Raw genomic sequence first — 26,417 nt, forward strand, 5'->3', positions numbered from 1 at the left:
GGTTCGGACTTGAAGAGGTAAATATATAAATCGTCATAGCATCATACAAAGTTCCGTGCCCACGTGACACCATTACAAGTTGAAGCGAAACCGTCTCTAGTTTTATCACATCTAAGGTTCATACAACATCTCTGAGGAAGTCATGAAGGGAGCTGGAACGCTTGAAGGTTAAGCAAAGTAGAGTTTTACGTACACGTGTGTATACATGGGCAGCAGGAGCTGCTTTGGCGGCATGCTTGATGGGATATAGTGCTGCACCGTCCTATGCCTCCGAGGTGTCCGAGGCGTTTGTGCCCAAACAAGCCGAAATCGAAACAAGTGCGGCCATTGGCAGTATTAAGGATTTAGGAAACGCTCACAATTACATTCAACCCACAGCAAATGGTGGGTTTTTAACGCTGAACGTCGAGGACGATACAGAAGCAAGTGTAGTACACGTCACATATGGCAAGCTGGACAGTTCTGTGGAGGCTGTATGGAAACATCAGCAGGATCTGAACGTACAGCCTGGAACAAGCAGCAGGGGAGTCCAGCGGGAGACGTCGGATGGTGGCTTGCTGTTTCTGATTGAATATACAAAACCGAACGGAATACGAGAGTTGCAGGCTTCACGATTGGACGAGGATGGAAACACCTTGTGGTCCAAAACATTACCCACAGATGGCTTGATATCTCATGGGGAGGATTCTCAGGTTGGCTTGGAGCCACTGGAGGATGGCGGTTTCCTGGTCTCCTATCTGAACCTTGCGGAACAGTCCTTCACTGTACTCAAATACACTGAAACTGGCGATATACAATGGAATCGAACGACGGCCGGAGTGACCTCGGGTTGGCTGGTCGGCAGTCACAATGGATATTATGCGCTTTTGAACAGCTCAGATGGTCCCGTGGGGGTACAAGCAGATGTATATGGTCGCGATATCCGTGACATCCATCTGGACTTGGGATCAGGTAAAGAAATTGCCGCAGTACGTGAGTTGCCGAGCGGTCATATTGCTGTAACAGGGCTTAAAGGAAACAGCAAGCGTACACAGGTGCTAAGTAATAGTCTGCAATTATTTAGCAATACAGCGGACTACGGGGCTGACCAGGTGTATCTGCCTGAGGAGCAGCTGTATGTCCAGTTCAGTGATCAATATGATCCACTGGGGAAAACGACGAAGATGCATGGCATCACCATTACAGGCTTGAAAGAAAACGGTACGAAGGTGTGGGAAACGAGGACTCATTATAAGGAGGACAATTCCTTCGGCATCCGGTATGATACGGGATTGATATATAAGATACCTTCAGGCTACGCGGTGGTGACATCTACAACAGGCGCTCATAAACCGACAGTGCTTGATTTTGCGAAAATATTGATACCGGAGTAATCCGGTGTCTTTTTTTTGTGAAAGTGAGGGAGACGATATTGCGGGGCTGTATGGCGATAAGAAACAGCCTGCTTGTATATGGGATACAAGCAGGCTGTTAATAGGCTCTATATTTAGGATGCAACGTGGCTGGACTGTAAAATGGCAGACAGCTTTTCCTGGAAAGTCGGAATACCTACACGCTGTACATATGCGTAAAAGCTTTCGCCAGCGCTCCTGTTTTCTTTGTAGAACAGAATGAGCTCCGCCAGCACAGGTCCAACCTGATCCCCACGTACGCGACCTTTGAGCGCCTTGTTAAACTGGGCGCCTGCCCCAAGCGCTCCGCCGACAGCGATGTCGAACGCGTCGACCAAGCCTTCCGGTGTCTTTATGAGCGAGCCTTGCAGACCGATGTCCGCAATATGCTTTTGACCGCAGGAATTTGGGCAACCGATAAAATGAATGCGCACCTTTTCATCCAATTGTACGTGCTGATCCAAATACTCGGCAACGTCAACCGCCCGTTTTTTGGTTTCCACAATCGCCAGATTGCAAAACTCATTTCCTGTGCACGATACCGTACGACTCATAAAATGCTTGGGTCGTGGTGTCAGGCGTTGCAGCACGGGAGCTTCCAGTAGTTCATCCACTTGCTCATCCGGCACGCCGCTCAGCAAAATATTTTGCGACATCGTGGTACGAATCTGACCATCGCCATAGCGGTCAGCCAGTTCGGCCAGTTCATGCAACTCGTCAGCGCTAAGGCGACCGACAGGCACGTTCAGACCGACATAGTTCAGGCCTTTCTGGGCTTGAGGGTGCACACCGTCAAAATAGGCGGCTTGCCAGCCAATCGTTTTGTCCTCGCCTCTTCCGGGCATTTCACCGATATACTCGGTGAGCTTAGCCAGAAATTTGTCTGGGCCCCAATCGACAACGAGGAATTTCAAGCGAGCATGGTGCCGCTTTTCCCGATAGCCGTAATCACGGAAAATGGTGGTGACAGCAATAGCAACCTTCAGCACTTCCTCTGGACGAACAAACAAATCCAGAGACTGTGCCATATGCGGCTTGGCGGACAAACCTCCACCAACCATCACATGGAAGCCGATCACTTCTTTTCCGTCGAGGATCTTGGTGGCCGGAGTGAAGGACAGGTCGTTAATTTCAGCCTGTGCATTGTTGTACGTATTACCGGAGATAGACATTTTGTACTTACGCGGCAGATTGGAGAAGTCTCGATTTAATAAGAAAAAACGGTTTACTTCATCTACAATCTCTTGGGTATCCACCAATTCATTGGGATCAATACCAGCCAGCGGATTACCGACAATGGTACGCGGGCAGTCTCCACAGGCTTCGAAGGAATACAAGTTGACTTTTTCCAGTCTTTCAAAAATATCGGGCAAGCTTTCGACTGTCAGCCAGTGGAATTGAATCGCCTGGCGAGTGGTGACGTCCACAAGACCGCGTCCGTATAGCGCGGATATGTCTGCCAGTGCATGTGCTTGTGCTGAAGTCATGATCCCTGTGTTGATGCGGACTCGCATCATGAAATGACCATCCTTGGGCTTTTGCTGATATACCCCAGCCCATTTGAAACGATCCATATCGTCCGCAGAGATCGAGTCATAGCCTTCGTTGGCATAGTTTTCAATAATGGTACGGATAACGTCGAGACCGTCCTTTTCCAGCTTGACTAACTCGAATTTGTTAAGCTTATCGGGATGAGCGTTCCAGATTGGTTCGTAGGCCATTCTTTTAACCTCCTGTAGGTGCTTATTTATACTTTAGTGTTTTGGATAGAGGACTCATGATTTTATTCTTTATTTCCGACAATAAAACTAAGATATAATGTGATGGTATCATAGTTGGTTATGCCCGTAAATGAAGGAATGACCTAAACGGTATAACGATTATTTATCGTTTTTGCTTATTTTTTTGATATAAGGATTTGGAAAATTTATAATATAAATAGCATGAGAGGACAGGGATGCAGCAAACGGCGCCTTTTAGAAAAAGATAGGGCTTAAAGCGATTGTATACGTGTCCCCTCTATGGTAGATTTGGACTAACTGATAGAACAGGGTCATGTAAGAGAGGGAATGGTGAGTATATGCGTAAGATGGGGAAAAGGGCAGTTGTTCTGGCTTTGGGCAGCGCTCTATGTGTTTCTGGTACGGCAGGTGCAGCCAGCAGTGGGACTGCGTTAAAGGCCAAAGTCATTAATGGTGGGGTCTATGTTAACGTAAGCGATATGAATAAGGCATTAGGAACCAGCGGCGCATATAACAGCGCAAATGGTACATATACGTTATCGGCCGGTCGTGTGCCGCAGGTGGTTAAAAATGTATCTCCTTCTGTGGTCGGTATTATTGGCCGTTCAGCCACGGGAGAGACCGTAGCAGGAGGAGATCGATACAACCTGGCTCACGGCACGGGTGTCATCATTCGTACAGATGGATGGATTGTGACGAATGCGCATGTTATCGAAGGATTAGGTGATGCCGTGGTCGTAACCTCGGACGGAAAATCTTACGGAATCACCGACAGCTATAGCGATCCGATCAGTGATTTGGCATTAGTTAAAATCAAGGCAAGCGGCCTCAAACCCGCTACCTTGGCAGCTTCAACGAACAGTCTACAGGTAGGGGAGCAGGTAGTGGCTATTGGTACGCCTATATCCTTTTCACTTCGCAATTCGGCAACCTCAGGTGTGGTTAGCGGGCTGAACCGTGGTGTCAACGCTGCTTATCGTTTGATCCAAAGTGATACCGCGATCAATCCTGGTAACAGCGGCGGTCCGCTGGTCAATCTCAAGGGTGAGGTCATTGGGATCAATACGATGAAATTCTCGGCGGTCGGCATTGAAAATATGGGCTTTTCGATTCCGGCGGATACGGTGAAATATGTCATCGGCCAATTTTTCAAATACGGAGAGGTTCGGCGCGCTAGTCTTGGTCTAGGGCTGGAAGAAAGCTGGTCAGCTATCGTCGGATTACCTACCGAGGATCCTTTGAAAGTTACGAAAATTACTTCAGCCAATGCCGTTCAGGCCAAAATCAAGGAAGGCGATGAGCTGTATAGTATTAACGGTAAGCGTGTAGCTTCCGCTATTGATGTCAATGAACTGCTTAAAAACTATCAACCAGGTCAAACGGTGAGTGTACTTATGCAGTCTGACGGTGATATTGTGAAGCGCAAGCTGGTACTGACACAGGATAATGGTGAAATCTATGAGTCCATTCAGTCTGGAGAAGATAGTGAAGATTCGAACGGTTCGGAAGCCGCTGAAGATGGTGGTGTAGCGCCTTCTAAGGAAGCATCGGAGCCAGCTCAAGGAGCAACTACTGGAAAGTGAACAATAATGCCTCTTGAATCTATAAAATAAAGCTAAAGGGAGATTTACTGTGAAGCATATTCAAAGGAAAATGATGCGTAAGCTGGGGGTAGGCGCTGTCGCATTGTCCCTTCTGCTTTCCGCTTTGCCAGCAGTTGCAGCAGATCATGATAAAACCATGCTGGAATTACGGTTGCAAAGCGGCAGCAATACAGCCATCGTGAACGGTCATAATGCCAATATTACGAAGCCGTATTCCAAAAGTGGTGCACTGATGGTTCCGGCTGGTGTGTTTAAAAAGGCATTTAACAGCAAAATTCGATTAGCTGAAGATAATGTGGTTAAAATCACTAGCGGAACTCATGTTGTATCGCTAACCATTGGTAGCCGTACAGCGTGGGTGAGAGGTCACAAGGTGACACTTCCAGCTCCACCGGAAATGTCATCAGGTATTCTCATGGTGCCTCTGCGTCAAGTAGCAGAAGGGCTTGGCGGTAAGTTGGAGAAGAATGGTGCCGGAATCATTATTCGGATGGAAGCACAAGAAGAGGCAGGCACGGTAGCTGAAGAGACACCGAACATTGATAATGATGAGGGTAAGACACAGATCGGGAACAGTTACTATGACTGGTCTATGAACTATCCAACAGGGCTCGTCATTGGTCAGGGAGGTGGAGATGAGAGTATTTCCACATTTATGGACGAGAACAGTGCGTATTATATGGAAGTGCACACAGCGTCACAGCCGGTTCCGCTGAATGCGGACGATCTGCTGCAACAATTGGTGCAGGCAGCCAAGGAAACGGGAGAAACTGTGATCGATCGAAAATCCTTCCCGAAAGCGAAGGTACCTTATGCTCGTGTCATTACGAAGGATGGGGACGGCGTGCTGTGGGAAAATCGTCAGTACTATGACAACGGACGATTGTATGTAGTTTATTTTTCCGATGCTAAAGCAACGAATTATAAAGATCTGGCCCAGTATGCGGGACTTTTAAATTCCTTCAAGACCTCCTTTAATGCGCAGGATAAAAGTATTAAAGACTTGTCTACTGTCGTAGGAGGCACACGCGAGGCCGGGAATCCAGACTACGGTGTGTCACTCAGCATACCCGCAGGCTGGAAAATGGACGATCAACGGATGCAATATGAAAGTAATGATGGATCGAGCTTCCGTGTGAAAGTAACCTCAGCTCCAGCAGATGGAAAATTGGAGAACTGGGGCCAGCAGCTGCAAAAATGGCTGAGCGATTCATTTGTGTCCACGGCTTATGAGGCACAGAAGACGTATCCGCTGGAGGTTGCAGGCGTTCAAGGGTTAGTACAGGAGTACCGCTATAATTTTGGCGATGGATGGGTCAAAGAGTACAATGTGCTGATTCAGCAAAATGGATACCGCTACTTGGCTGAATACGCAGTGCCTGAAAAAGTAAGCAAAGGAAATGATCAGTTCAACGCGCTCATTTCCTCGCTTCAAATCGATTTTCAAACCGTAGCGAGTAACTTTGGACAGTTGGAAGAAGACGACTATTTGACAGACAAAACGAAAACGGTCAAAAAGACGTCAAAAGCCTATGAATATACAGTGAATATCCCACGATATTGGACCGCGATTAGCGATCAATTTGAATTGGGCGATGTAGAGTACCAGTTTACCGGAGGACGCTTTTCCATCAAAATCGACAACGACCAATCATTTGAACTAACGGTATCCCAGCTCAAGGACTTCTACGATAAGCAAGCAAAGAACTACAAAAACCTCAAAGTTGAGGAAGTTAAGGACGTAACATTTGCTGGTGTTCCGGCAGTGTCCTTTACATTCCATCGTATCGAGGAAGGCATTGGCTACACAGGCCACCAATTGGTTTTAGAACGTGATGGAAAAACGTACACCGTGACAACGACATTGAATGATGCGAACAACACGGCTGTACAGTCTAACGCACTGGATTCGACGTTAAATTCGTTTAATTTTGTGAAGTAAGAGGGTGTAGGTAAGAGATTAGCGAGGTTGTGGGGGAAGCGCTACGCGTGCCATTTGAGCCTACGAGCGCTGACGCTTCTTCGGATTCAAATGGCCCGCTTCACTGGCGCCCGCCAAATACCGCCAATCTTTTGATGAGTGAGGTAAGCAGGGAAGAGCGAAGGCAGATATTTACGGTACTTAGATCAGCCAATACGAACCCCTTTTCTCGGATTCATTGTCTGGTACGCTGTTAGCGTCAACGAGGATACCGTATTCTAAAAAGGCTGGTGTAGCTTACTAGCGCTCTAAATTGCCTAGTCTTCATCACTATTTGGCTTCCTGCTCGATAGTACTGATTACTTCGTTGTTCCTCTTGTTTTATAGGATTCTTCACCTCCAAAGTACCGTTTGACGGGAATGGGGGTGTTTTTTATGTTTTAGTAAGAGGATTTTTATGAGGAATCGCTTGGAAAGTGTAGAAGCTTGGGACGCAGTCTGGTACACTAGATTAGTTACAAGATAAGAATAACTATGCCGCAAATGTTCGTGATGCGGATTTTTTGAGTTGGATTCCATTTATCCCTCGAGCCAGTGGTTCAGAGTGGGGATGATCGGATAGGATGATAATTCATAGGGCTATAAAATAAGCAGCATCGCTGCTCTGGAAAATAACGTTTAACTCAAGGTTAATCAGTTATTTCTCCATATAGGGAGGACAAAAATGAAATCAGTAGTACGAAGAGAAGATGTTGAGCTTCTGGCACCAGCCGGTGACTGGGATTGTATGCGTGCGGCGGTGGCAAACGGGGCTGATGCGATCTTTTTCGGGGTGGAAAAGTTCAACGCACGGGCACGGGCGAATAATTTCCGCATGGAGGAACTGCCTGAAATTATGGCGTTTTTGCATAGCTATGGGGTTAAAGGTTTTTTAACATTCAATATATTGGTATTTGAAAACGAGTTGGAGGACGCTAAGGAGCTGGTCGATGCCTGTATTGATGCTGGAGTCGATGCTTTAATTGTCCAGGATATGGGCCTGGTGAAAATGATCCGCGACATTTCACCGGATTTTCCGATTCATGGTTCTACCCAAATGACGATTACCTCGCCGGAAGCGGTAGAGTTTACAAAGCCGTACAATATGGAACGGGTCGTGCTTGGACGTGAAAACAACCTGAAACAGATCCAAAAAATAGGCGATCAGGCGAGACTTCCAATGGAGGTATTCGTACATGGAGCATTATGCGTATCTTATTCTGGCCAATGCCTGACTTCAGAAATGTGGGGCGGCCGCTCTGCTAACCGTGGTGAGTGTGCACAGGCATGTCGTTTGCCTTACGATCTGATGGTGGATGGAGAGCAGAAGCCAATGGCAGATGTGACGTATCTGCTGTCACCTAAGGATCTAGCAGCGATTGACCTGATGCCTGAACTGATCGACGCGGGTGTGGTTTCTTTTAAAATTGAAGGGCGACTGAAAACACCTGAATATGTGGCAAATGTGGTCAGCAAGTACCGCAAGGCTATTGATAAGTATTTTGATGGAGATACATCCAAGACGAGCAAAGAAGATATCCGCGAGCTGCAGCAGAGCTTTTCACGCGGCTTTACGCACGGTTTTCTCGAAGGAACCAATAACAAGAAGCTGGTTGACGGGACGTTCCCGAAAAGCCGGGGGGTGTATCTGGGCCGAGTGGAACAAATCCTTCGTGATGGCGTAGTGTGCCGTATTGATGCACCGCTCAAGCGTGGCGATGGTATTGTATTCGATGCGGGAGATCCCACGCAAAAAGAAGAAGGCGGACGCGTATACGATATCCGTCGCAAGGGCGTGAAGATTGAAGGCGAAGCCGGAGAAGGCTGGATCATTGACATTGTAGCGGGACGCAACGATGTCGATCTGCGCCGTGTACACGTGGGCGATCGCATTTGGAAGACCAACGACCCGGCGCTGGACAAGCGTCTGCGCCAGTCGTACGACACGGACAAGCCGTACCGGGTCTTCCCAGTACATGTGCGGGTCAGCGGCTCCCCAGGACAACCGCTGTCGACATGGTGGACCGACGTGCAGAAAGGCACAACGGTCCGCGTGGACTCCGAGCTGGAACTTGAAATTGCCCAGAAGCGTCCGATGACGCACGAACTGCTCGAAGAGCAGTTCGGCCGACTGGGCGGAACGGTGTTCCAGCTGGAAGAGCTGGACGTCCATCTGCATGGGGACGTCATCGTGCCGATGCGCGAGCTGAATGGTATCCGCCGTCAGGCGGTGGAACTGCTCGCGGGCGAGCGCCCCAAACCGCCCGTGTACACGAAGCGGGCGGTCGAGGTGTATGACGATGCATCGACTCCGGCATCGTCTGTGGCACGCGGTCAGGCAGAGCTGACCGCGTTGTGCCGCAGCCTCCCTCAGGTGGAGGCTGCGCTCGAGGCCGGCGTGGAGTTCATCTACGCCGACTTCGAGTTCATCAAGCAATTCCCGGCAGCCGTAGAGGCAGTGCACGCTGCAGGCCGCCGAATTGCGCTGGCGACCCCGCGTATTCACATGCCGGGTGAAAATGGCTACCACAACAACATCCTGCGCCTGAAGCCGGATGCTGTGTTGGTACGCAATCCAGGAGCCCTGTATTTCTACTTGCGACATCGGTTGGAGAATCCAGACGCACATCACCCGCAATTGATTGGTGACTTCTCGCTGAACATAGCCAACCATAAAGCGGCTGATCTGTTCCTGGATTCCGGCTGCGACCTGGTTACGCCTTCGTACGATCTGAACATCCAGCAAATGGTCGATATGCTCAGACGTACGCGTACCGATAAACTGGAGATTGTGATCCAGCAGCATATGCCAATGTTCCATACTGAACATTGCGTATATTGTACCTTTATGAGTGAAGGCACCGACTACACGAACTGTGGACGTCCGTGTGAGGACCATCGCGCATCCCTGCGTGATCGGATTGGGATGTCTCATCCGGTCCGTGTGGACGAAGGCTGCCGCAACACGGTGTACAACGCGATTGAGCAATCCGGCGCGGAATACCTGTCCAACTTCCTGGAGCTGGGCGTGTCCCGTTACCGCGTGGAATTTTTGGAGGAGACACCGGAGCAAGTGCATGAGGTTATTGATCTCTATAACCGTGCCCTGCGCGGAGAAATCAGCGGAACACAAGTATGGAAGACGCTGAAAGCAACGAATCAGTTGGGTGTTACACGTGGGCAGCTGGTGAAATAAATAACTGTATATTTGTTCGGGAGCCAGAAAGATTCCGGCAGCATAATATATTTATATAGAAAGCTAGTGATTGGAAGACATGTTCTCTTTGAGGGAAGATGTCTTCTTCTTTAATCTATTACAATAATTGACCTTCCTGTTATAATCATAGACAGTATATCTTACCGTTATATTGATGACAAAGGAGTTTAACCTATGAAAATCCGTAAAGCGATTATTCCTGCTGCGGGATTAGGAACCCGATTCCTTCCTGCTACGAAAGCGATGCCTAAAGAGATGCTTCCCATTGTAGACAAACCAACAATTCAATATATTATTGAAGAGGCTGTTGCATCTGGTATAGAGGATATCATTATCGTTACTGGTAAAGGCAAAAGGGCGATTGAGGATCATTTTGACTACTCCTTTGAGCTGGAGCATAATTTGACTGCGAAGGAAAAATGGAACCTGCTCAATGAAGTGCGTAAACCATCAGAGATGGCAGATATCCACTATATTCGTCAAAAGGAACCTAAAGGGTTGGGGCATGCCATATGGTGTGCACGTAAGTTTATCGGTGACGAACCTTTTGCCGTCCTTTTAGGGGATGACATCGTTGAGTCTGAGAATCCATGCCTCAAACAGATGATTAACGTGTTCGATGAGTATCAGCGTTCTGTTGTAGGTGTAAAACAAGTGGATTGGAACGAGGTACATCGTTACGGCATAGTTGAAGGCCATGCACTTACTTCCAAAATCTCTGAGGCGGAACGATTAGTGGAAAAGCCAAAGAAGGAAGAAACTAACTCCAACTTGGCGATCATGGGACGTTATATCTTGACGCCTGATATTTTTGATATCCTGGGTCAGCAATCTGCGGGAGTAGGCGGGGAGATTCAACTGACGGACGCATTGTCCAAACTGGGAGAAAAGAGCCCCATTCTGGCCTACGAATTTGATGGCAATCGCCATGACGTTGGCGAGAAATTAGGATTCATTGAAACGACCATTCATTATGCTCTACAGCATAACGAGATTAAGGATGAAGTACTGGCTTATATGAGACAGGTTATTAAAGAGATTGACCAACAAAAGTAAACATCTCACTAAACCTAACTATGCTTCCTCAATATAAAAAAAGAGACTATCAGTATGATGTAACATCATCTGCTAGTCTCTTTTTTCTTAACTATTTCTCCGATTTCAACTGTTCAATCTGCTCCTTCTCCTTCAGATCAGCCTGAATCAGCTTATCGTACAAAGCTTTGTCATCTTGTCCCTGCTGCTGTAGGGCAGCAACGTAATAGCGAGCAACCTCACGATTCGTAGCATCGCTTAAGTCGTCCTTCAAGCCGTTTTTGAGGATGCTTGCAGCCTCAGCAGGCTTACCTGACATGAACTCAATTTTGCCAGTACTGAGTGCAATACTTGGAGTTACTTCAAAAGTACGTGGCAACTCAATTTCAGGTGGAAGCGTCTTAATATGGGCTACCCTATCCAAAACCTGCTGATAAGCAGCAAGACCTGCTTGGAAAAACTTCTGTTCTTTGGTGGTGTCTTTTTGCTCACGTGCCTTAAAGCCAACAGTGTAAGCTTGGGTAATCAACATATTGTACCAGTCATTGTCCCAGTTAAAGTTGGAAATGTTATTTTCCAAAATACTGAAGGCTTGCTCGTTCTCACCTTTTGCTCGTAAAAGGTTAACTTTGGAGTTTAACATGATTTTATTATACGGTTCTGCCTTCAGACCTGTATTTAGTACTTCTATTGCAGCGTTATAAAATTCCTCTTTTTTCGTTTGATCATACACATTCTTGTACAGTGCAGCCAAACTTATAACCGAATCCGGATGTGTAGGACGAAGTTCAAGATCCTTATTAATCGCACTTTGAATTTCCTCGAATGATGTGCTTACCGCCATAATCTGTTTGGCATATGTAGCAGCATTGGCCGATTGCACGAAGCGGAGACCTGCAAAAAGCAACACAATGCTTAGAATGCCGATGGCTGCACTATACATGATTCGAAATGCAGAAGCACTCATGGACAGGCGTTTAAGCGGTTTGCTGTCCATAGCAGCGGCCATACCACCAAGACTCATAAATACCAGTACGCCCATAAACACGTAACTCAGATTAAAGTCCAGCAAGCTATGAAGTAAGATCGAGAGTGCCAAAATGAGATATAGGAAGTGAGAATCCCGTTCTTCATCATTTTGTCTAATATAGCTGCGAATATATTTGTAGAAAATATATATGATGAATGACATTAAAATTACAAAACCGAAGATGCCTACTTCAACCAGGTACTGCATGAAAAAGTTATGGGCCTGGCGGCTGCTATAAGGATAATCCTGGTACCTTTCGTACAAGGTAGCCCACCCGCCACCACCGCTCCCAATAATAGGGTGATCTTTAATCGATTTGGCAGCATCCTGATAGAATACAAGTCGTTCCAGTACACTATGCTGCCGGAAATTGATATTTTCAAACCGGACCTGGACGTTTTCAGGCAGAACACTGCGTAGGCCAGTTCCAATAAACAGAAAAGCCAGCAAGCCAATCACTACAACTGATCCGACAGGCAGCCACAGGTTGGATAACTTACGGGAAGTCCACCCTGTGAGGGCACTTTCCAACCTTGGTGCCAGATAACGTTCAACAAGCCACAGTACGACAGCGACAGCAAGGGAGACTCCAATAAGTAATCCCCAAGCCTTGGCAGCCTCTCCGCCGTTGTAGGTCTTATTGAGTTGTAATCCCATATTTGTAATTGGCGACAAGATAGATATTGACGCTACACCAGCAATGGCGCAATGCAAGATCCATATAATTTGGCGTGCAGGTTTAAGGAAAAGCAAGAGCAGGACGAACACGACTGGCAGCATAACCAGACCGCCCCGTGACAAAGTCAGGAATAGCGAGACTAGAATAGGCACCAACATGAAGCCGTGGATAGCCTTGCCATACCATAGTTTTGATTTCATCAGACAGAAAACGGCAGCGAATAGGAAAGCCATTAGAAAGGCCGCATATGTATTCGCATATTGAAACACTGATGTCAGCCGGAGACCATTTGTATCTGTCATAACTGCATTGGTATAGCGATATTGATACACATATTGGGTAAACCAGCCTACCATTTTGCCGGCAAGCACCCACTGTCCGAACCAGTTAATGAAGCCAAAGCCTACGATGATATAAGCAATAGTCATAATCAGGTTGTGAATAATCTTATTGCCTAAGCGATCCTGTAGTAGATAGATTGAGATAATAAACAGAGCGGCATAGATGCACTGTACCACAACCATATTCATGGCCAGGTAATGTGAAGCTGCTGAAGTCAGTGAAAGCACATAAGTTAGGGGAAGCAATAATACTAATACAGTCAGCCAATCCCTTTGCTCTTCTAACTTGAATTTTTTAAAATAGGTTACGATTCCTAAAATTAATAGAATTGTGCTGATGATCAAAGCCCAATAGAGTGGCTTTTCAAAATCGAGCATTTGCCCATTGAAAAGTGCAGCCTGGAAGGGAGACCAAGTTAAAAACAGAATCATGCCAACAATTAACACCCAAAACATAGCCGGCCTTTTATCGTCACGGGTCGACGTTTTGGCCTGTTTCCCGTATACTGGATTCGACAAGGTTTACAATCTCCTTTTTTTGAAGTTAATGCTAGTATTTTAACATAACAATTATTACAACTGTACAGTTAATAGTTTTTATCAGTGCAAGGTGAATTTTAATTGAATTATGTGTACACGCACATTCACATAAAGAAATCCAACATGAGCTACACTTATCTTACCATAGTCTAACACAGCGAGCTAGAAAGCCTACACCAGTAGGGGAACATGCCAGAGCCTTTGTCAAGTAGCGTGGCAGACATTCTGCCATGACTAAGCCGAGAGCTTTGTCGGAATGCAGAGCAGGTAAATCTATCAAGCGAAACGATTTCAGGAAAGTTATGCCCAGCGCTGTTGCTCCTTGACTGCAGAAAAAAATACCTGAAGAGGCTTAGGCTCATCGAAGAGGAGCTTTAGACCTCATGGCTTCCGAACAGATTGTGTGAAAGGCTCTGTCAACCAGGACAGCATGCGTGTAACGTTGGGGAATTGGACGAAGAAATAATAGGGATCTACATTGTGAATCAATTTTGTTAGGAAAAGAGCGGGTTTTCAAAGTGAAGATGAGTTTTAGGGAAAATAACTTTGTTGAAGGAAATGCTTTGTGATCGTATTTGTATCTAATGAGTTATCTTTGTTTCATTACTAGCAAAAATTGTACAGCCAATTTTTACGTAGATACAAAATGAATAGAATCGATATTCAGTTGAATATGGAATTGATGGGGAGTAATATTCATGAAATTATTAAATTGGTTTTATAAAATTTCGAAAAAGGAAAGAATATACTATTTTGATTACAAAAAAATTAAAAATTACAAGCTCTTAGCAATGTTGCGGATAAGAAATGAATCCCTAATTCTCCAAGATACATTAGATCATTTGAGTGAATTTGCTGATGGGATTATATGTTATGATGACGCCAGTACGGATAATACTTTTGAAATTTTAAAAAATCATAAGAAAGTTATAGCAATAATTAGAAACTTTCATTGGGAGACAACACCTGAGGAACGGTTAAAAAGTGAAACAGAACATCGTGATAATCTTCTTCGGTTATCTTCGCGTTATTCTCCTGAATGGATATTTTGTGCCGACGCTGATGAGCGGTATATAGGAGAAATTAGAGAATTTATAAACTCAGATGATTCTCAAAACGTTGATATAGTTAAAATTCAACTGTTTGATGCCTATATAACCAAGGAAGATCAGCAGTCTTATGCACCTACGAGCAAACTCCTCAACTTCAGGAAATATTTCGGGCCTGAAAGACGAGATATTGTTATGTTATGGAGACCAAATGCGAGTATTAAATATATTGGATTGGATTCGAGAGAGCCTTCATATACTGAGGATAGTAGTATAGTTACCATGTTTTATTGTCAACATTATGGGAAATCTCTGTCAATTCAGCATTGGGAAGAAACTTGCGATTATTATGCTAATTATTTTCCATATGAGCCATATGGAAAAAAGTGGACTGAAAGAAAAGGAAAGGCGGTTCATGAAAAGTCAGACTTTGATCGTGCTTTGTATAAATGGGGATATGAGCTTTTCAGTAATGCAGTTAATATTAAGCCATAATTTAATTGTACAGGACGAGTTCTAAATCGTCTTTTAAACGGTTTCTGTTTTCCATAAGGGATCGGGAAATACTTTGCTACAGAGGAAAGAGAATAAAACAATAGGAGACTTTTTACGCAACGGCGGGAAACTTGACTGAGGAATGATACGGAATTGCATTATGAGTCGAATCGGCAAAGAGCTACATTTTCAAGACAAGGGCTATTTTTGGTTAAAGTTGAAGTACTATTAGAGCGAATGCTCTTTCAGAAGAGCTTCAGTCATACGAAACGATTTTTAGCATCGACATTAATGTAGTTGTATAATCCTATCTGCCTTGGGCAGATGTCGTTTAATTAAATATTTCGGTTAATCGGCAGACCTGAAATACAGATGTTAATGACCTAGAAGGAGCATGCCATTATGTTTGTCGTCTAAGGTGAGACACTTTTATCTAAAGGGTGAAATAAATATTATGTCAAAAAAGTACGTTTGGGTCTCAGGTATAACTGGGATCTTGTTACTCGCTTATTTTTATGCATTAAATGTGATGGAACCGTTGTTTGCGGATGACTTTGCGTATAGCTTTATTTTCGCAACAGATACCAAAGTAACGAGTTTATTGGATATCTTCCAATCCTTGCATGTACATTATTTTACCTGGGGTGGTCGGTTAGTTGCACATTTTTTCGGCCAGCTTTTTTTGCTACTGGGAAAACCGATCTTTAATATCATGAATGCCATCATGATGGTGTTGCTGATTGGAACAATTTTGTGTTTTGTGCGTTTAAGAATGATGAACCGTGTACAAGATGTTGGATCTTTGCTTGCGGTAGTAATTTTGTGCTGGTTCGGTCTGCCAAACTTCGGGGAAACTTCAATCTGGTTAATTGGCTCTGTCAACTACTTATGGACTACTGTATTTATTATGCTTTTTTTATTCCCTTACCGCTATCTGGCCGTAGAAAAGCCAATGCTGAAAGATAATTATCTGATTGGTGTGTGTATGGCCTTGCTTGGTTTTTTGGCCGGTATGACTAATGAAAATACTGGTTCAATTGCATGTATGCTGGTGGCAATTTTATATGTGTATTTAAAATGGATCAAGTCAAAAAAATTACCCAATTGGTTCTATACAGGCGGTATAGGCGTTTTTCTCGGATTTGCAACTATGATTGTTGCTCCGGGCAATAATAAACGATCTGAAGCGATCAATTATCATGCACCATTACTGCAGAGATTGAAAGATTATGCGCATAATCTTGAAGGGGCATTGATCGAGCAAAAGTATTTGCTGCTTGTTCTGGCTATTCTGCTTGTTATTAACATTTTTGCACTGATCTATTTCAAAGCTTGGAAATTGAAAAAGGAAAATGTCTATTTTGCGATCCTTTTTATGTTTGCTGGCTTTATGAGCTTTTTTATTATGATTGCTTCCCCTATTTTCCCTATCAGAGCCTCTTATGGGGGGGCGGCTTTTTTAATCGTGGCTTGCTTGTTTTTAATCGAAAACCTGAATATTGAATTGAAATTCTCAAGAGTACAAGCGGCGATAGTTGTTGTTTTTACGGTAGTGATGCTAATATCCATGTTTTCGGCTTTCAAAGGCTATGTGCAATTAAATCGGGAGAATACAGCTCGAATTGCGACCGTGAACGAAAACAAAAACAAAAACAATTACGACATTATTCTACCGCTGTTTACAGATGGCAATAGATACGTATTTGTCAGAGATATTGAGGATCAGCAATTTGCGTACTATTTCAATAAGTATTACGGTTTAAGCAGCGTAATTGCCGAGGATCAGGCCGTGTTGGATGCTTTGGAAAACAAGGATACTCTTTATGGCTTACCGTCCATTCTTGACCACAAAAACTTTTATTTTTACAAAAGCATAACCATTAATGACATCAAGCTGATTAAAGAGGATAATAAAGAATACTTATTGTTCATTTTTAGAAACGATACTAATGTTAATGATATGAGCAACTTAAGATTTTTTATTAATGCTTTTCCTTTAAATAATGATATTTCGCTGCTGCAGGAGGATCGCCAAAAGTTTGGATATGATAATTGGGATATGGCACCTGTAGCAAAAAAAATTAATGGAACCACATTTTTCGTTCGTGAGATTAATGGGAATCTTGGGAATTATCAAAATGTAGAAATGGGATTTTATTCAGTCGCTGACGGGCGCAAAGGAAACGTGCTTGGTTTAAACAAAGAAGAGCTTGCAGGAAAAATTGAGCCGAGCCATGATATCAAAACAAGCGGCAAGGCTTTAATGAAAGAACCATTTAAGTTGAGTGACAATATTACGATGGATGAGTTCAAACTTAATCAATTCAGTCCTGAGGAACTTCAGGTAATAACACGTCTTGCGATTTCAGACTATCAAATGCTGCATGGAATGTATCTGTTTATACACGCATATCCTGCAGATTCAGAGATCAATAATTTGCCTGCAGAGCGTGTTAAGTTCGGTTACGCCAATTGGGACTTTGAATTGGGCGCTGCAACACAAGATGGATTTTGGACTCACACAGCTAAATCCCGAATAAGGTCCTTCAAAAAAATAGATATTGGTCTTTATAATGAAAAAGGCAATATTGGCAAGGTTCTTACATTATATGATGTCCAACTATAAGATAATTGGATGATATCATGCGAAAGAAGTGATAAAGATTCTAACTCTTTTTAAAGAATTTTATAATTCCAAAGGCCTTATTTTAAAACTAGCTAAAAATGATTTTTGGGCTAAATATGCCAGTTCTCAACTTGGGATTTTGTGGGCTTTTGCCCAGCCTTTGATGACCATTATTGTATATTGGTTCATTTTCGAAATTGGATTCCGTGTAGTTCCGCTCAACAATATCCCATATATTTTATGGCTGATGTGTGGTCTTATTCCATGGTTCTTTTTTTCTGAAGCCCTTGGCAACTCGACCAACAGCTTAATTGAATACAGTTATCTGGTAAAAAAAGTTGTGTTTAAAGTCAGCATTTTGCCAAGCATCAAAATTATTTCGGCACTGTTTGTACACGTATTTTTTATGGCTTTTTTATTGTATGTGTATTTCTTGCATGGTTATGAGCCCACAATTTATATGTTGCAACTTTTTTATTATCTTTTTGCGCTGTGCTTTTTATTGCTGGGTTTGTCTTACATTACGGCTTCATGCGTCATTTTTTTTCGGGATTTGAATCAAATCGTGGCTATCATCTTGCAATTTGGAATATGGCTGTCACCTATTTTGTGGCAACCCTCTTTGTTTCCGGCCAAATATTTAACTTTATTGAAACTGAACCCTATGTATTACATTGTTGAAGGATACAGGGACTCGCTGGTGAGTGAGGTCTGGTTCTGGCAAAAGCCCGAGATGACGCTGTACTTCTGGTGTGTTTCCTTTATTGTTTTTCTGGTTGGAGCATTGTTCTACAAAAAATTAAAACCTCATTTTGCTGACGTTTTATAAGGATGGAGTGTTAAGATGAGTGCTGAAGTTGTAATTGATGTAAAAAATGTCAGCAAAATATACAAGTTATATGCCAAGCCAGCTGACCGGCTTAAAGAAGCATTGCATCCGATGAAAAAAAAATATCATAACGATTACGCTGCTCTTGACAATGTCTCATTTCAAGTTAGAAAAAAGGAAATTGTAGGAATACTCGGTACAAATGGTTCCGGTAAATCCACCATTCTGAAAATTATTACCGGTCTATTGAATCCAACGAGTGGTACAGTGAGCGTTCATGGTAAAATATCCGCGCTTTTGGAACTGGGTGCAGGGTTTAACCAGGAGCTTACTGGCATTGAAAATATTTATTTAAATGGAACTATGATGAATCTGAGCAAGGATGAAATTGATGAGAAGTTGCAGCAAATTCTCGATTTTGCTGATATTGGGGATTTTGTTTACCAGCCCGTAAAAACTTATTCAAGCGGTATGTTTGCCAGATTAGCTTTTGCAGTAGCCATCAATGTTGAGCCGGATATATTGATTGTGGACGAGGCGCTGGCTGTTGGGGATATGTTTTTTCAGGAGAAATGTTATGAGAAAATGAAGGAAATGGTGCAAAGCGGAGCTACCATTCTGTTTGTGAGTCATAGCCTAAGCGCAATCCGTAACTTTTGCAGTCATGCAGTCTGGATTGAAAAAGGCATACTGAGAGAAGAGGGACCGGCAGATGAAATTTGCGAAAAATATAAATATTTTATTGAACAAAAAGAAGCAAAAGAAATTGTAATGGCTACTGATGCAGAAGAACTTACCGATGAGCTTGCCGGTAAAGCTAAAAATAAGATTTTTGTAAAAAAAATTCAAATTAATAAAAACGTAGTGGTTACCGGAGAGGATATTGTATTCACAATTGAACTCGGTTTCAGAGAATCCGGCCTGAAATACGGTGTGGGATTGATCGTTTATAATGAGAAAGGCGACATTGTCACTCTGTTTAATACTGTTCGTGATGATGTGAAATTAGACCAGCCTTATTCCGTATTTAAAATCAAAGTGGAGAATAATGACTTTTTAGATGGACGATATTTCATTTCCGTTCATATCTCTGATGAAATGGCTATGTATCCTTATGATCGTAATGACTATGTGTCCGAATTTAGAGTATTGCCCAAGAAAAATCTGCGCGGATTGCCTGTTGGGGAAGGATATTTTAGATGTAAGCATGAATGGGAGATACTAGAGTGATATACATTGTTGGGATAATTTGGTGAATTTGGGTGGTGTATGATGATTAGAAAGATGTTGCGCTTTATTATTGTAATAATCGTCACGTTTGCTTTTGTATTTTCAGTATCTGCTATCAAAAATAGCAATCTTTTTGCCCCGGAGGTGTATAAACTCAAGACGATCAATTTGGGCACAAATCTGAATGCAAACTTTGGAGAGATTACAAATGCTAAAGTAATTGAACAGTCCTTTTCTGCCAAACAGGATGGTCTTGCTAAAGTCGAACTGTTTTTTTCTACATTTAACAGGCAAAATGACAGTGAAACGCTGTTATCTCTATATGAAGCAGATACAAACCAATTAATAAGACAGGCAAAATTCAATAACATTCAGGCCAAAGATAATGCCTATAGCGAGTTGTCCTTCGATCCTGTTGAGAATTCAAAAGGCAAGATGTATATTTTGAGGATAAGCTCTAATACAAGTGATCCTTCCCAGGCAGTAACCCTCTGGAAGGACAACACCAGCCTGGCGGACGGACATCTGTCATTTGCGGGGCAGCACCAGGAAGGCAGTCTGGTAGGCAAACTTATTTACCAGAACCAATTTACTATTAAGGATATTATAATTAACGGTCTTTTCTTTAGTTTTTTGAATATTATTCTGTTTGAATTGTTGCGATTCATAAAAAATAAGTAGGGGACAATTATGATTAATAAGTTCCGAGTAATCATGCGTGCAATTCACCTGGTTCGCGATAAAGGCATAAAAAGCTTTATCAACAAGGCTCATGAAAAATGGTTTCAACTTTCTTTTTCAGAGCCTCCTTTTGTGCCGTTGGCTGAACAGCAGCTTGAAGAACAGAAAAACAGAATATTCGACATCCAACCCAAAATTAGTATTGTCGTCCCTGTTTACAATACAAACCCCCTGTTTTTGAAGCAGATGGTTGAATCTGTACTGAACCAGACCTATTCCAATTTTGAATTGTGCTTATTTAATGGCGGGAGTACAGAGGGCGATGTCGAGAAAGTAATAAACCATTTTATATCCAAAAGTGATAAAATAGTCTATGCGTGCTCGGAAACTAATTATGGAATCTCTGAAAATACAAATCGCGCACTGGCACTGGCAACGGGAGAATATATTGGGTTGCTTGATCATGACGATTTGTTGACACATGACGCATTATATGAATGCGTAGACGCTATTAACAGACACGGTGCAGACGTCATTTATTCCGATGAAGATAAAATTATCGGTAATACACGGAAACATATCAGTGTTCACAAAAAACCAGACTGGTCTCCAGATACATTGCTGAGCTACAATTATATCTGTCATTTTTTGGTTTTTAAAACTTCGTTGCTTCAAAGCACGGGACTATTTAATAGTCAATTCGATGGAAGCCAGGACTACGATTTTATTTTAAGATTGACTGAACGAGCAATCTGTGTCCATCATATCCCAAAGGTTTTGTATCATTGGCGAATTAGCGAAAATTCCACAGCTGCCAGCTATTCAGCCAAGTCTTACGCCCTGCAGGCTGGAAAAAATGCCCTGCAGAACTATGTGTCAAACCGAAACGAATCATTGACAGTGAATGAAGGCGCATTTCATGGCGCTTTTAATATAACTCCAGTTTTAAATGAGATACAGACAGCAGCTTTGTTTTGCCTGGGCAATTGGGAAAGTACACAGTCTATAAAAGAGTACTATGCCAGTCTTAATATCTCTTCCGAATACCGACCGTTTGATGTAGTGATGATGAATTTTACTCCATTTCATAAAGATGCATACAGCATTGCCGAGCAGTCTTCATACTATAAAGTGTATGACTGCAGTGATAAAAATGTTGCTGAAGCATTAAATGGTTTGTTAAAAAAAAGTAATGCTGATCATGCCATCGTTATAAATGCGGATATTCACTCTTTGGCTGATAATTGGTACAAGATTTTAATAGCGGAAGCTGTCTCAACCGAGTCAGCTGTTATAGCTCCCAAAGTTTTGAACAAAAAAAATAAAATCAGCAGTTATGGACTTGCGGTTAGCCAAAAAGGAATTATAAATCTATATCATAATATCAATTCTAGCTTTTTTGGTTATTTCGGCCGACTTAAAATCGCACAAAATATTACGGCAATCAGTCCTGAATTGTTCCTGTTAAAAAAAGATGCCTACAAATATTATGGGGATTTTGATGAAACCTATACTACCGATTTGACCATTGTGGATTATTGCCTGCGTGTCAATTTTCTTTCTGGTCACGTTAAGCTAGTGAATCATGAGCTTTTATATACTCGACAATCCCATTCCTATTCATGGCCTAAAAATGAACGGGAAGTTATGCTAGAGAAATATAAAGATTATTTGCAAGATAGGGATCATTATTATCCACTTGATTTTTTATATAAACCTGAAGGACTTTGAATATAATCTTTTATTTTGATAGGAGCGCCTGGTCAAATGAGAATTTTATTTACTCTTCATGATTTACAATACAGTGGGGGGACGGAAACCTTTACTTATAGTCTCGTCAAAGAATTTTTGCGACAAAACCATGAAATCTTTCTTTATTCCACTCGTATTGGTCAGTTAGCAGACAAATATACCGAGATCGGTGTACTTGTCACAGACGAAATCGCTTCTTTACCTGATGATGTTGACATTATACATGCCCAGCATCGTGCAGAAGCAATCTCCGTTTATTATAAATATCCTTCTGTACCTATGGTATTCACATCGCATGGCATTATTCCATGGCAAGAGAAGCCAGTCTTTATTCCCTCAATTGTCAAGTATGTAGCTGTTAGTGAAGAGGTACAACAACATTTGATTCATAACTGGAGCATTCATGAAGATCAAATATCCATTATCCGTAATGGAATCGATCAAACCCGGTTCCATCCTAGGACCCCGGCTCATGAAAAACCCGAGACCATTTTGTTATTGTCTAACCGTTATACTTCATATGTTAAAGAGGTTTTGGAAGAAGTAGCCAACAAAGCAAACATGAAACTTAACATTGTTGGACAATCACACAACAATGTGTGGGATGTAGAAGAGGAAATTTTGAATTCCGATGTGGTTGTATCATTGGGTCGAGGCATATTGGAAGCCATGAGTTGCGGCAGACTTCCGCTTGTGTTTGATTATAATGGCGGCGATGGTATTGTAACACCGGATACTTATTATGAATTCCGTCAGAAAAATTTTTCTGGAAGGATAAACAGTGAAAAGTACAATGCCGATCAAATTATTGAATTAATTCAAAAATTCTATACGCGTGAGATTATTGAAGCCAATTTGGAACTTGCTGTTCAATTCCATGACATTAGAACGATTGCGGAACAGTATTTTGAGCTATACAAGCTTGGCGAGCAAAAAAGAGATAGTATCGTTACGATCGATCCGCAAATTATGGAGTATCTCATAGAAGGATATTCTTTTGCTGGAAAAGAGATTGTACAAAAAGAGAAGAACTTAAAATATTTGCTGGAAGTTAAAAAAGTCAATGAGGCCAATGAAGTCAGATTGAGTGAAAGCCTGACAGAGATGCAAGCTGAGCAAGCAAAACTTATGCAAGATCGAGATGAAGCAGTGAAGCAGCAGGCACAATTAAAATCTGAACTGGAAAAGACGGAAGCAACTTTGAATCGCGAAATTGTTACTTTGACGCAGATGGCAACCAGTAAAGACATTCAAATTCAAGATCTGGAATTTGAAAAAGAAGGGGTTCTTAATCAGCTGGAATTTGAAAGAGAAAGATTTCTTAACCAACTGGACCAAAAAGAAAACAATACAAGATACTTGCTCGAACTCACAAGGGAAAAAGATAAGGAACTGGAAAGTATTTATAGTTCTCGCTCCTGGAAATTGATTGCCAAAGTCAAAAAATATAGAAGATGGGTCAAAAAAGGCATAGCTAATCCAAAATTGGCGATCAAGAAACTGGCTAATCGGAATCAGTCCCTTCCTGCCCCTACTCCTGTGAAAAAATATGCGGAACAACAAGTAAATGGAGATATTCCTCGCATCAGTGTAGTCATTCCTGTATATGACCGAACAGATGTGTTGCGACAAAGTATAGATTCGATTTTGAATCAAACGTATCAAAACTTTGAACTGATCATCGTTTGCGATGGTTCTCCGGATGAAACGCTAAAAATCGTAGATGAGTATAAAGATCATGAGAAAGTTCGCATTTTTAAATATTATAACAACAGTGGTAACGCGGTACGTGGACGAAACAAAGCCATTCGTGAGGCGCGCGGAGAATTTCTGGCTTTTCAAGATAGTGATGATATTGCAGAACCAAATCGCCTGGAAATTTCGTTGAATTATATTAATGAATTTAAAGCGGATGTTGTTTATGGAGGCTGGCGAGCTCTTGTGGACGGATCACGCATGATTGATATTAAGAATGGGCAGGAAGTATTAAGTCCAGATTGCGGATATGATGAATTGCTCAAAATGTGTGTCCCTTGCCAAAGTACCGTAATGTTGCGGTTGGATGCTGTCAGAGCCGTAGGTGGACTAAAAACAAATATGCGCTATCGCGAGGACCACGAATTATGGCTCAGAATGGCGTATAAAGGATATAAGTTCAAATCAATTCCTTTGATGTTAACTAATCTTAGATTACATGGCAACAACCTGGAACTTTCGTTTAAAGACGACGATAATCACTGGTTTGATCTGATGCTGGAGGAACACAAAAACATTGTAGTAATGAAGCCTAAGATTGCCTATCTTATTCCAGGATGCGGCATATCAGGTGGTATCGCAGTAGTGTGTCAGCACGCAAACCGTTTGTTAAATCGTGGATATGATGTGCTGCTTATTACTGAGGATATTCATCGAGAGATCAACTGGTTTCCGAACCAGAAAGTTGAGATAATCGGTATTGATGAAGCACCGACTAATTTGGATATTCTTGTTGCAACAGGTTGGAGCACTGCTTATACCATTGCTGATATTCCTGCAAAGAGAAAAGTATATTTTGTTCAATCCGATGAGAGCCGCTTTTATCCTGCAGGGTCTTTTGAAAGTCAAAAGGCATGGGATTCATATAAATTCGATTATGAATATATGACGGAAGCAAAATGGATTCAAAAATGGTTGAAAGAAAAGTTTGGTCACGACTCTACCTATGTTCCTAATGGATTGGATGAGAATATTATTTTCCAAACAGATCCAATTACCAAAAAAGGCGATAAAGTAAGGGTACTGCTTGAAGGACCGATCGATATTCCATTTAAAGGGATGGAAGATGCCTTTAATGCTATTAATGATCTGGATTGTGAAGTGTGGTGTGTAAGTTCAGCGGGGAAACCGAAAAAAGAATGGAAATGCGATGTATTCTTTGAAAAGGTGCCAATGGGCCAGATGAATCAAATCTATTCCAGCTGTGATATCCTCGTTAAACTGAGTAGGGTCGAAGGATTTTTTGGTCCGCCTCTAGAAATGATGGCTTGTGGAGGAACTTGCGTAGTTGCAGATGTAACTGGTTATGATGAGTATATTGTCGATAATTATAACGCACTGGTCGTGGAGATCGGGGATGTTGAAGGCGCAAAGCAAGCTGTTAAAAAGCTTATCGAAGATACTGAGCTTAGACAGCGTCTGACTGCGAATGGTAGAAAGACAGCAGAAGAATGGAGATGGGAGCCGAGCATTGACACATTGGAAGAACTGTATTACAAAAATCTTAGTACTGGAAAGGTAGAGGTATGAGAATATTAGTAACCGGAGGAGCTGGATTTATCGCTTCTCATATTGTTGACAGATTGATTGCTGAACAACATGAAGTATGCATTGTTGATAATTTGTCCACTGGAAAGCAAGAAAATATTAATCCTTCGGCTATTTTTTATAATGTGGATATTCGCAGTGAAGAGTTATTGGAAGTGTTTGAGAACTTCAAGCCGCAGATTCTAATACATCATGCTGCCCAGATTAGTGTGTCGCATTCGGTTGTTGATCCTTCACAGGACGCATCGATCAATATTAGCGGGACGATTAATATCTTGGATTGTTGCTATAAAACCGGAGTACAAAAAATTATCTATGCTTCTTCAGCAGCAGTGTATGGCTATCCAGAAGAACTTCCTGTAAAGGAGAGTGCCAAGCTTTCTCCGCTGTCACCCTATGGACTGTCCAAGTTAACACCTGAATTTTATATTCAGTTGTACTCCAATCTTCATGGTCTTAAATATACGATTTTGCGTTACAGCAATGCTTACGGCGAACGGCAGGATCCTAAAGGAGAAGGCGGTGTGATCTCAATTTTCCTGGATAACCTTCTTGCTGGCAAGGAGATTCAAATTCACGGTGATGGTGCTCAAACTCGTGATTTCATTTATGTCAAAGATATCGTTAACGCCAATATTGCGGCTCTTACCAAAGGGGAAAATTGCATTACTAATATCAGCACACAAACAGAAATTTCGGTGAAAGAATTGTTTGAAATGATGCGTAATATACTGGGAATCGATGTTTCCGCTTATTATATGCAGGAGCGTATAGGCGATATTAAATACAGCTCATTAAGCAATCAACAGGCGCAGCTCATCCTTGGCTGGACAAGTCAATTCACTTTATATCAAGGCTTGAAAGAGACAATCAACTACTATCAGAATATTTCTGTTAAATAAACGATATAACT

The 26,417-nt window shown here is 42.4% G+C and carries 15 protein-coding genes; 13 read left to right on the forward strand and 2 right to left on the reverse strand.

Going from position 1 to position 26,417, the window contains the following annotated elements; translation table 11 throughout:
* The first annotated feature begins 161 nt into the window (after positions 1–161).
* Complete coding sequence (locus tag G9G53_RS06660) at positions 162–1,373, forward strand: hypothetical protein (RefSeq protein ID WP_029514534.1); 1,212 nt, start codon at positions 162–164, stop codon at positions 1,371–1,373.
* Between the two features lie 113 nt (positions 1,374–1,486).
* Here the strand turns inward: G9G53_RS06660 and G9G53_RS06665 are convergent, their stop codons facing one another.
* Positions 1,487–3,112 (reverse strand): nitrite/sulfite reductase, encoded by a 1,626-nt coding sequence (locus G9G53_RS06665; RefSeq protein WP_039271414.1) that lies wholly within the window; start codon positions 3,110–3,112, stop codon positions 1,487–1,489.
* 359 nt (positions 3,113–3,471) lie between these two features.
* Between G9G53_RS06665 and G9G53_RS06670 the strand changes: the two genes are divergently transcribed.
* The 4 genes from G9G53_RS06670 to galU all read left to right on the forward strand — a co-directional run bounded on the left by G9G53_RS06670 (position 3,472) and on the right by galU (position 10,970).
* Entirely contained in the window at positions 3,472–4,716 is a 1,245-nt protein-coding gene (locus G9G53_RS06670; RefSeq protein WP_029514532.1) for a S1C family serine protease, read from the forward strand.
* A 49-nt stretch (positions 4,717–4,765) separates the two neighbouring features.
* Complete coding sequence (locus tag G9G53_RS06675) at positions 4,766–6,679, forward strand: stalk domain-containing protein (protein ID WP_165146332.1); 1,914 nt, start codon at positions 4,766–4,768, stop codon at positions 6,677–6,679.
* A gap of 703 nt (positions 6,680–7,382) precedes the next feature.
* Positions 7,383–9,893 carry a U32 family peptidase gene (locus tag G9G53_RS06680; protein ID WP_029514530.1) on the forward strand — a complete coding sequence of 837 codons (2,511 nt, stop codon included), beginning with the start codon at positions 7,383–7,385 and terminating at the stop codon, positions 9,891–9,893.
* A gap of 195 nt (positions 9,894–10,088) precedes the next feature.
* Positions 10,089–10,970: a UTP--glucose-1-phosphate uridylyltransferase GalU gene (galU, locus tag G9G53_RS06685; RefSeq protein ID WP_165146335.1), complete on the forward strand. Its 882-nt coding sequence runs from the start codon at positions 10,089–10,091 to the stop codon at positions 10,968–10,970.
* A gap of 91 nt (positions 10,971–11,061) precedes the next feature.
* On the opposite strand, the gene G9G53_RS06690 is transcribed toward galU, so the two are convergent.
* Positions 11,062–13,518, reverse strand: coding sequence for an O-antigen ligase family protein (locus tag G9G53_RS06690; RefSeq protein ID WP_165146338.1), 2,457 nt, complete (start codon positions 13,516–13,518; stop codon positions 11,062–11,064).
* A gap of 719 nt (positions 13,519–14,237) precedes the next feature.
* Between G9G53_RS06690 and G9G53_RS06695 the strand changes: the two genes are divergently transcribed.
* From G9G53_RS06695 to G9G53_RS06730, 8 genes are all read left to right on the forward strand, one after another.
* Positions 14,238–15,083, forward strand: a complete 846-nt coding sequence (locus G9G53_RS06695; RefSeq protein ID WP_107733867.1) for a glycosyltransferase family 2 protein — start codon at positions 14,238–14,240, stop codon at positions 15,081–15,083.
* A gap of 454 nt (positions 15,084–15,537) precedes the next feature.
* Positions 15,538–17,709: a DUF3329 domain-containing protein gene (locus G9G53_RS06700; RefSeq protein ID WP_165146341.1), complete on the forward strand. Its 2,172-nt coding sequence runs from the start codon at positions 15,538–15,540 to the stop codon at positions 17,707–17,709.
* 28 nt (positions 17,710–17,737) lie between these two features.
* The gene (locus G9G53_RS06705; RefSeq protein ID WP_107733869.1) at positions 17,738–18,538 is read left to right on the forward strand and encodes an ABC transporter permease; all 801 of its coding nucleotides are present in this window, start codon (positions 17,738–17,740) and stop codon (positions 18,536–18,538) included.
* A 15-nt stretch (positions 18,539–18,553) separates the two neighbouring features.
* Positions 18,554–19,768, forward strand: a complete 1,215-nt coding sequence (locus G9G53_RS06710) for an ABC transporter ATP-binding protein (RefSeq protein WP_107733870.1) — start codon at positions 18,554–18,556, stop codon at positions 19,766–19,768.
* A gap of 42 nt (positions 19,769–19,810) precedes the next feature.
* On the forward strand, positions 19,811–20,449 hold the full coding sequence (locus G9G53_RS06715) for a hypothetical protein (RefSeq protein ID WP_165146344.1): 639 nt from the start codon (positions 19,811–19,813) through the stop codon (positions 20,447–20,449).
* Between the two features lie 9 nt (positions 20,450–20,458).
* Positions 20,459–22,180 carry a glycosyltransferase family 2 protein gene (locus tag G9G53_RS06720; RefSeq protein ID WP_165146347.1) on the forward strand — a complete coding sequence of 574 codons (1,722 nt, stop codon included), beginning with the start codon at positions 20,459–20,461 and terminating at the stop codon, positions 22,178–22,180.
* A gap of 36 nt (positions 22,181–22,216) precedes the next feature.
* On the forward strand, positions 22,217–25,486 hold the full coding sequence (locus G9G53_RS06725; RefSeq protein ID WP_165146350.1) for a glycosyltransferase: 3,270 nt from the start codon (positions 22,217–22,219) through the stop codon (positions 25,484–25,486).
* Positions 25,483–26,406: an NAD-dependent epimerase/dehydratase family protein gene (locus G9G53_RS06730; protein ID WP_165146353.1), complete on the forward strand. Its 924-nt coding sequence runs from the start codon at positions 25,483–25,485 to the stop codon at positions 26,404–26,406. Before G9G53_RS06725 ends, G9G53_RS06730 begins: the two co-directional genes overlap by 4 nt.
* Positions 26,407–26,417 lie beyond the last annotated feature (11 nt).

This window comes from Paenibacillus sp. EKM206P, from assembly GCF_011066155.1.
Lineage (GTDB): Bacteria > Bacillota > Bacilli > Paenibacillales > Paenibacillaceae > Paenibacillus > Paenibacillus polymyxa_D.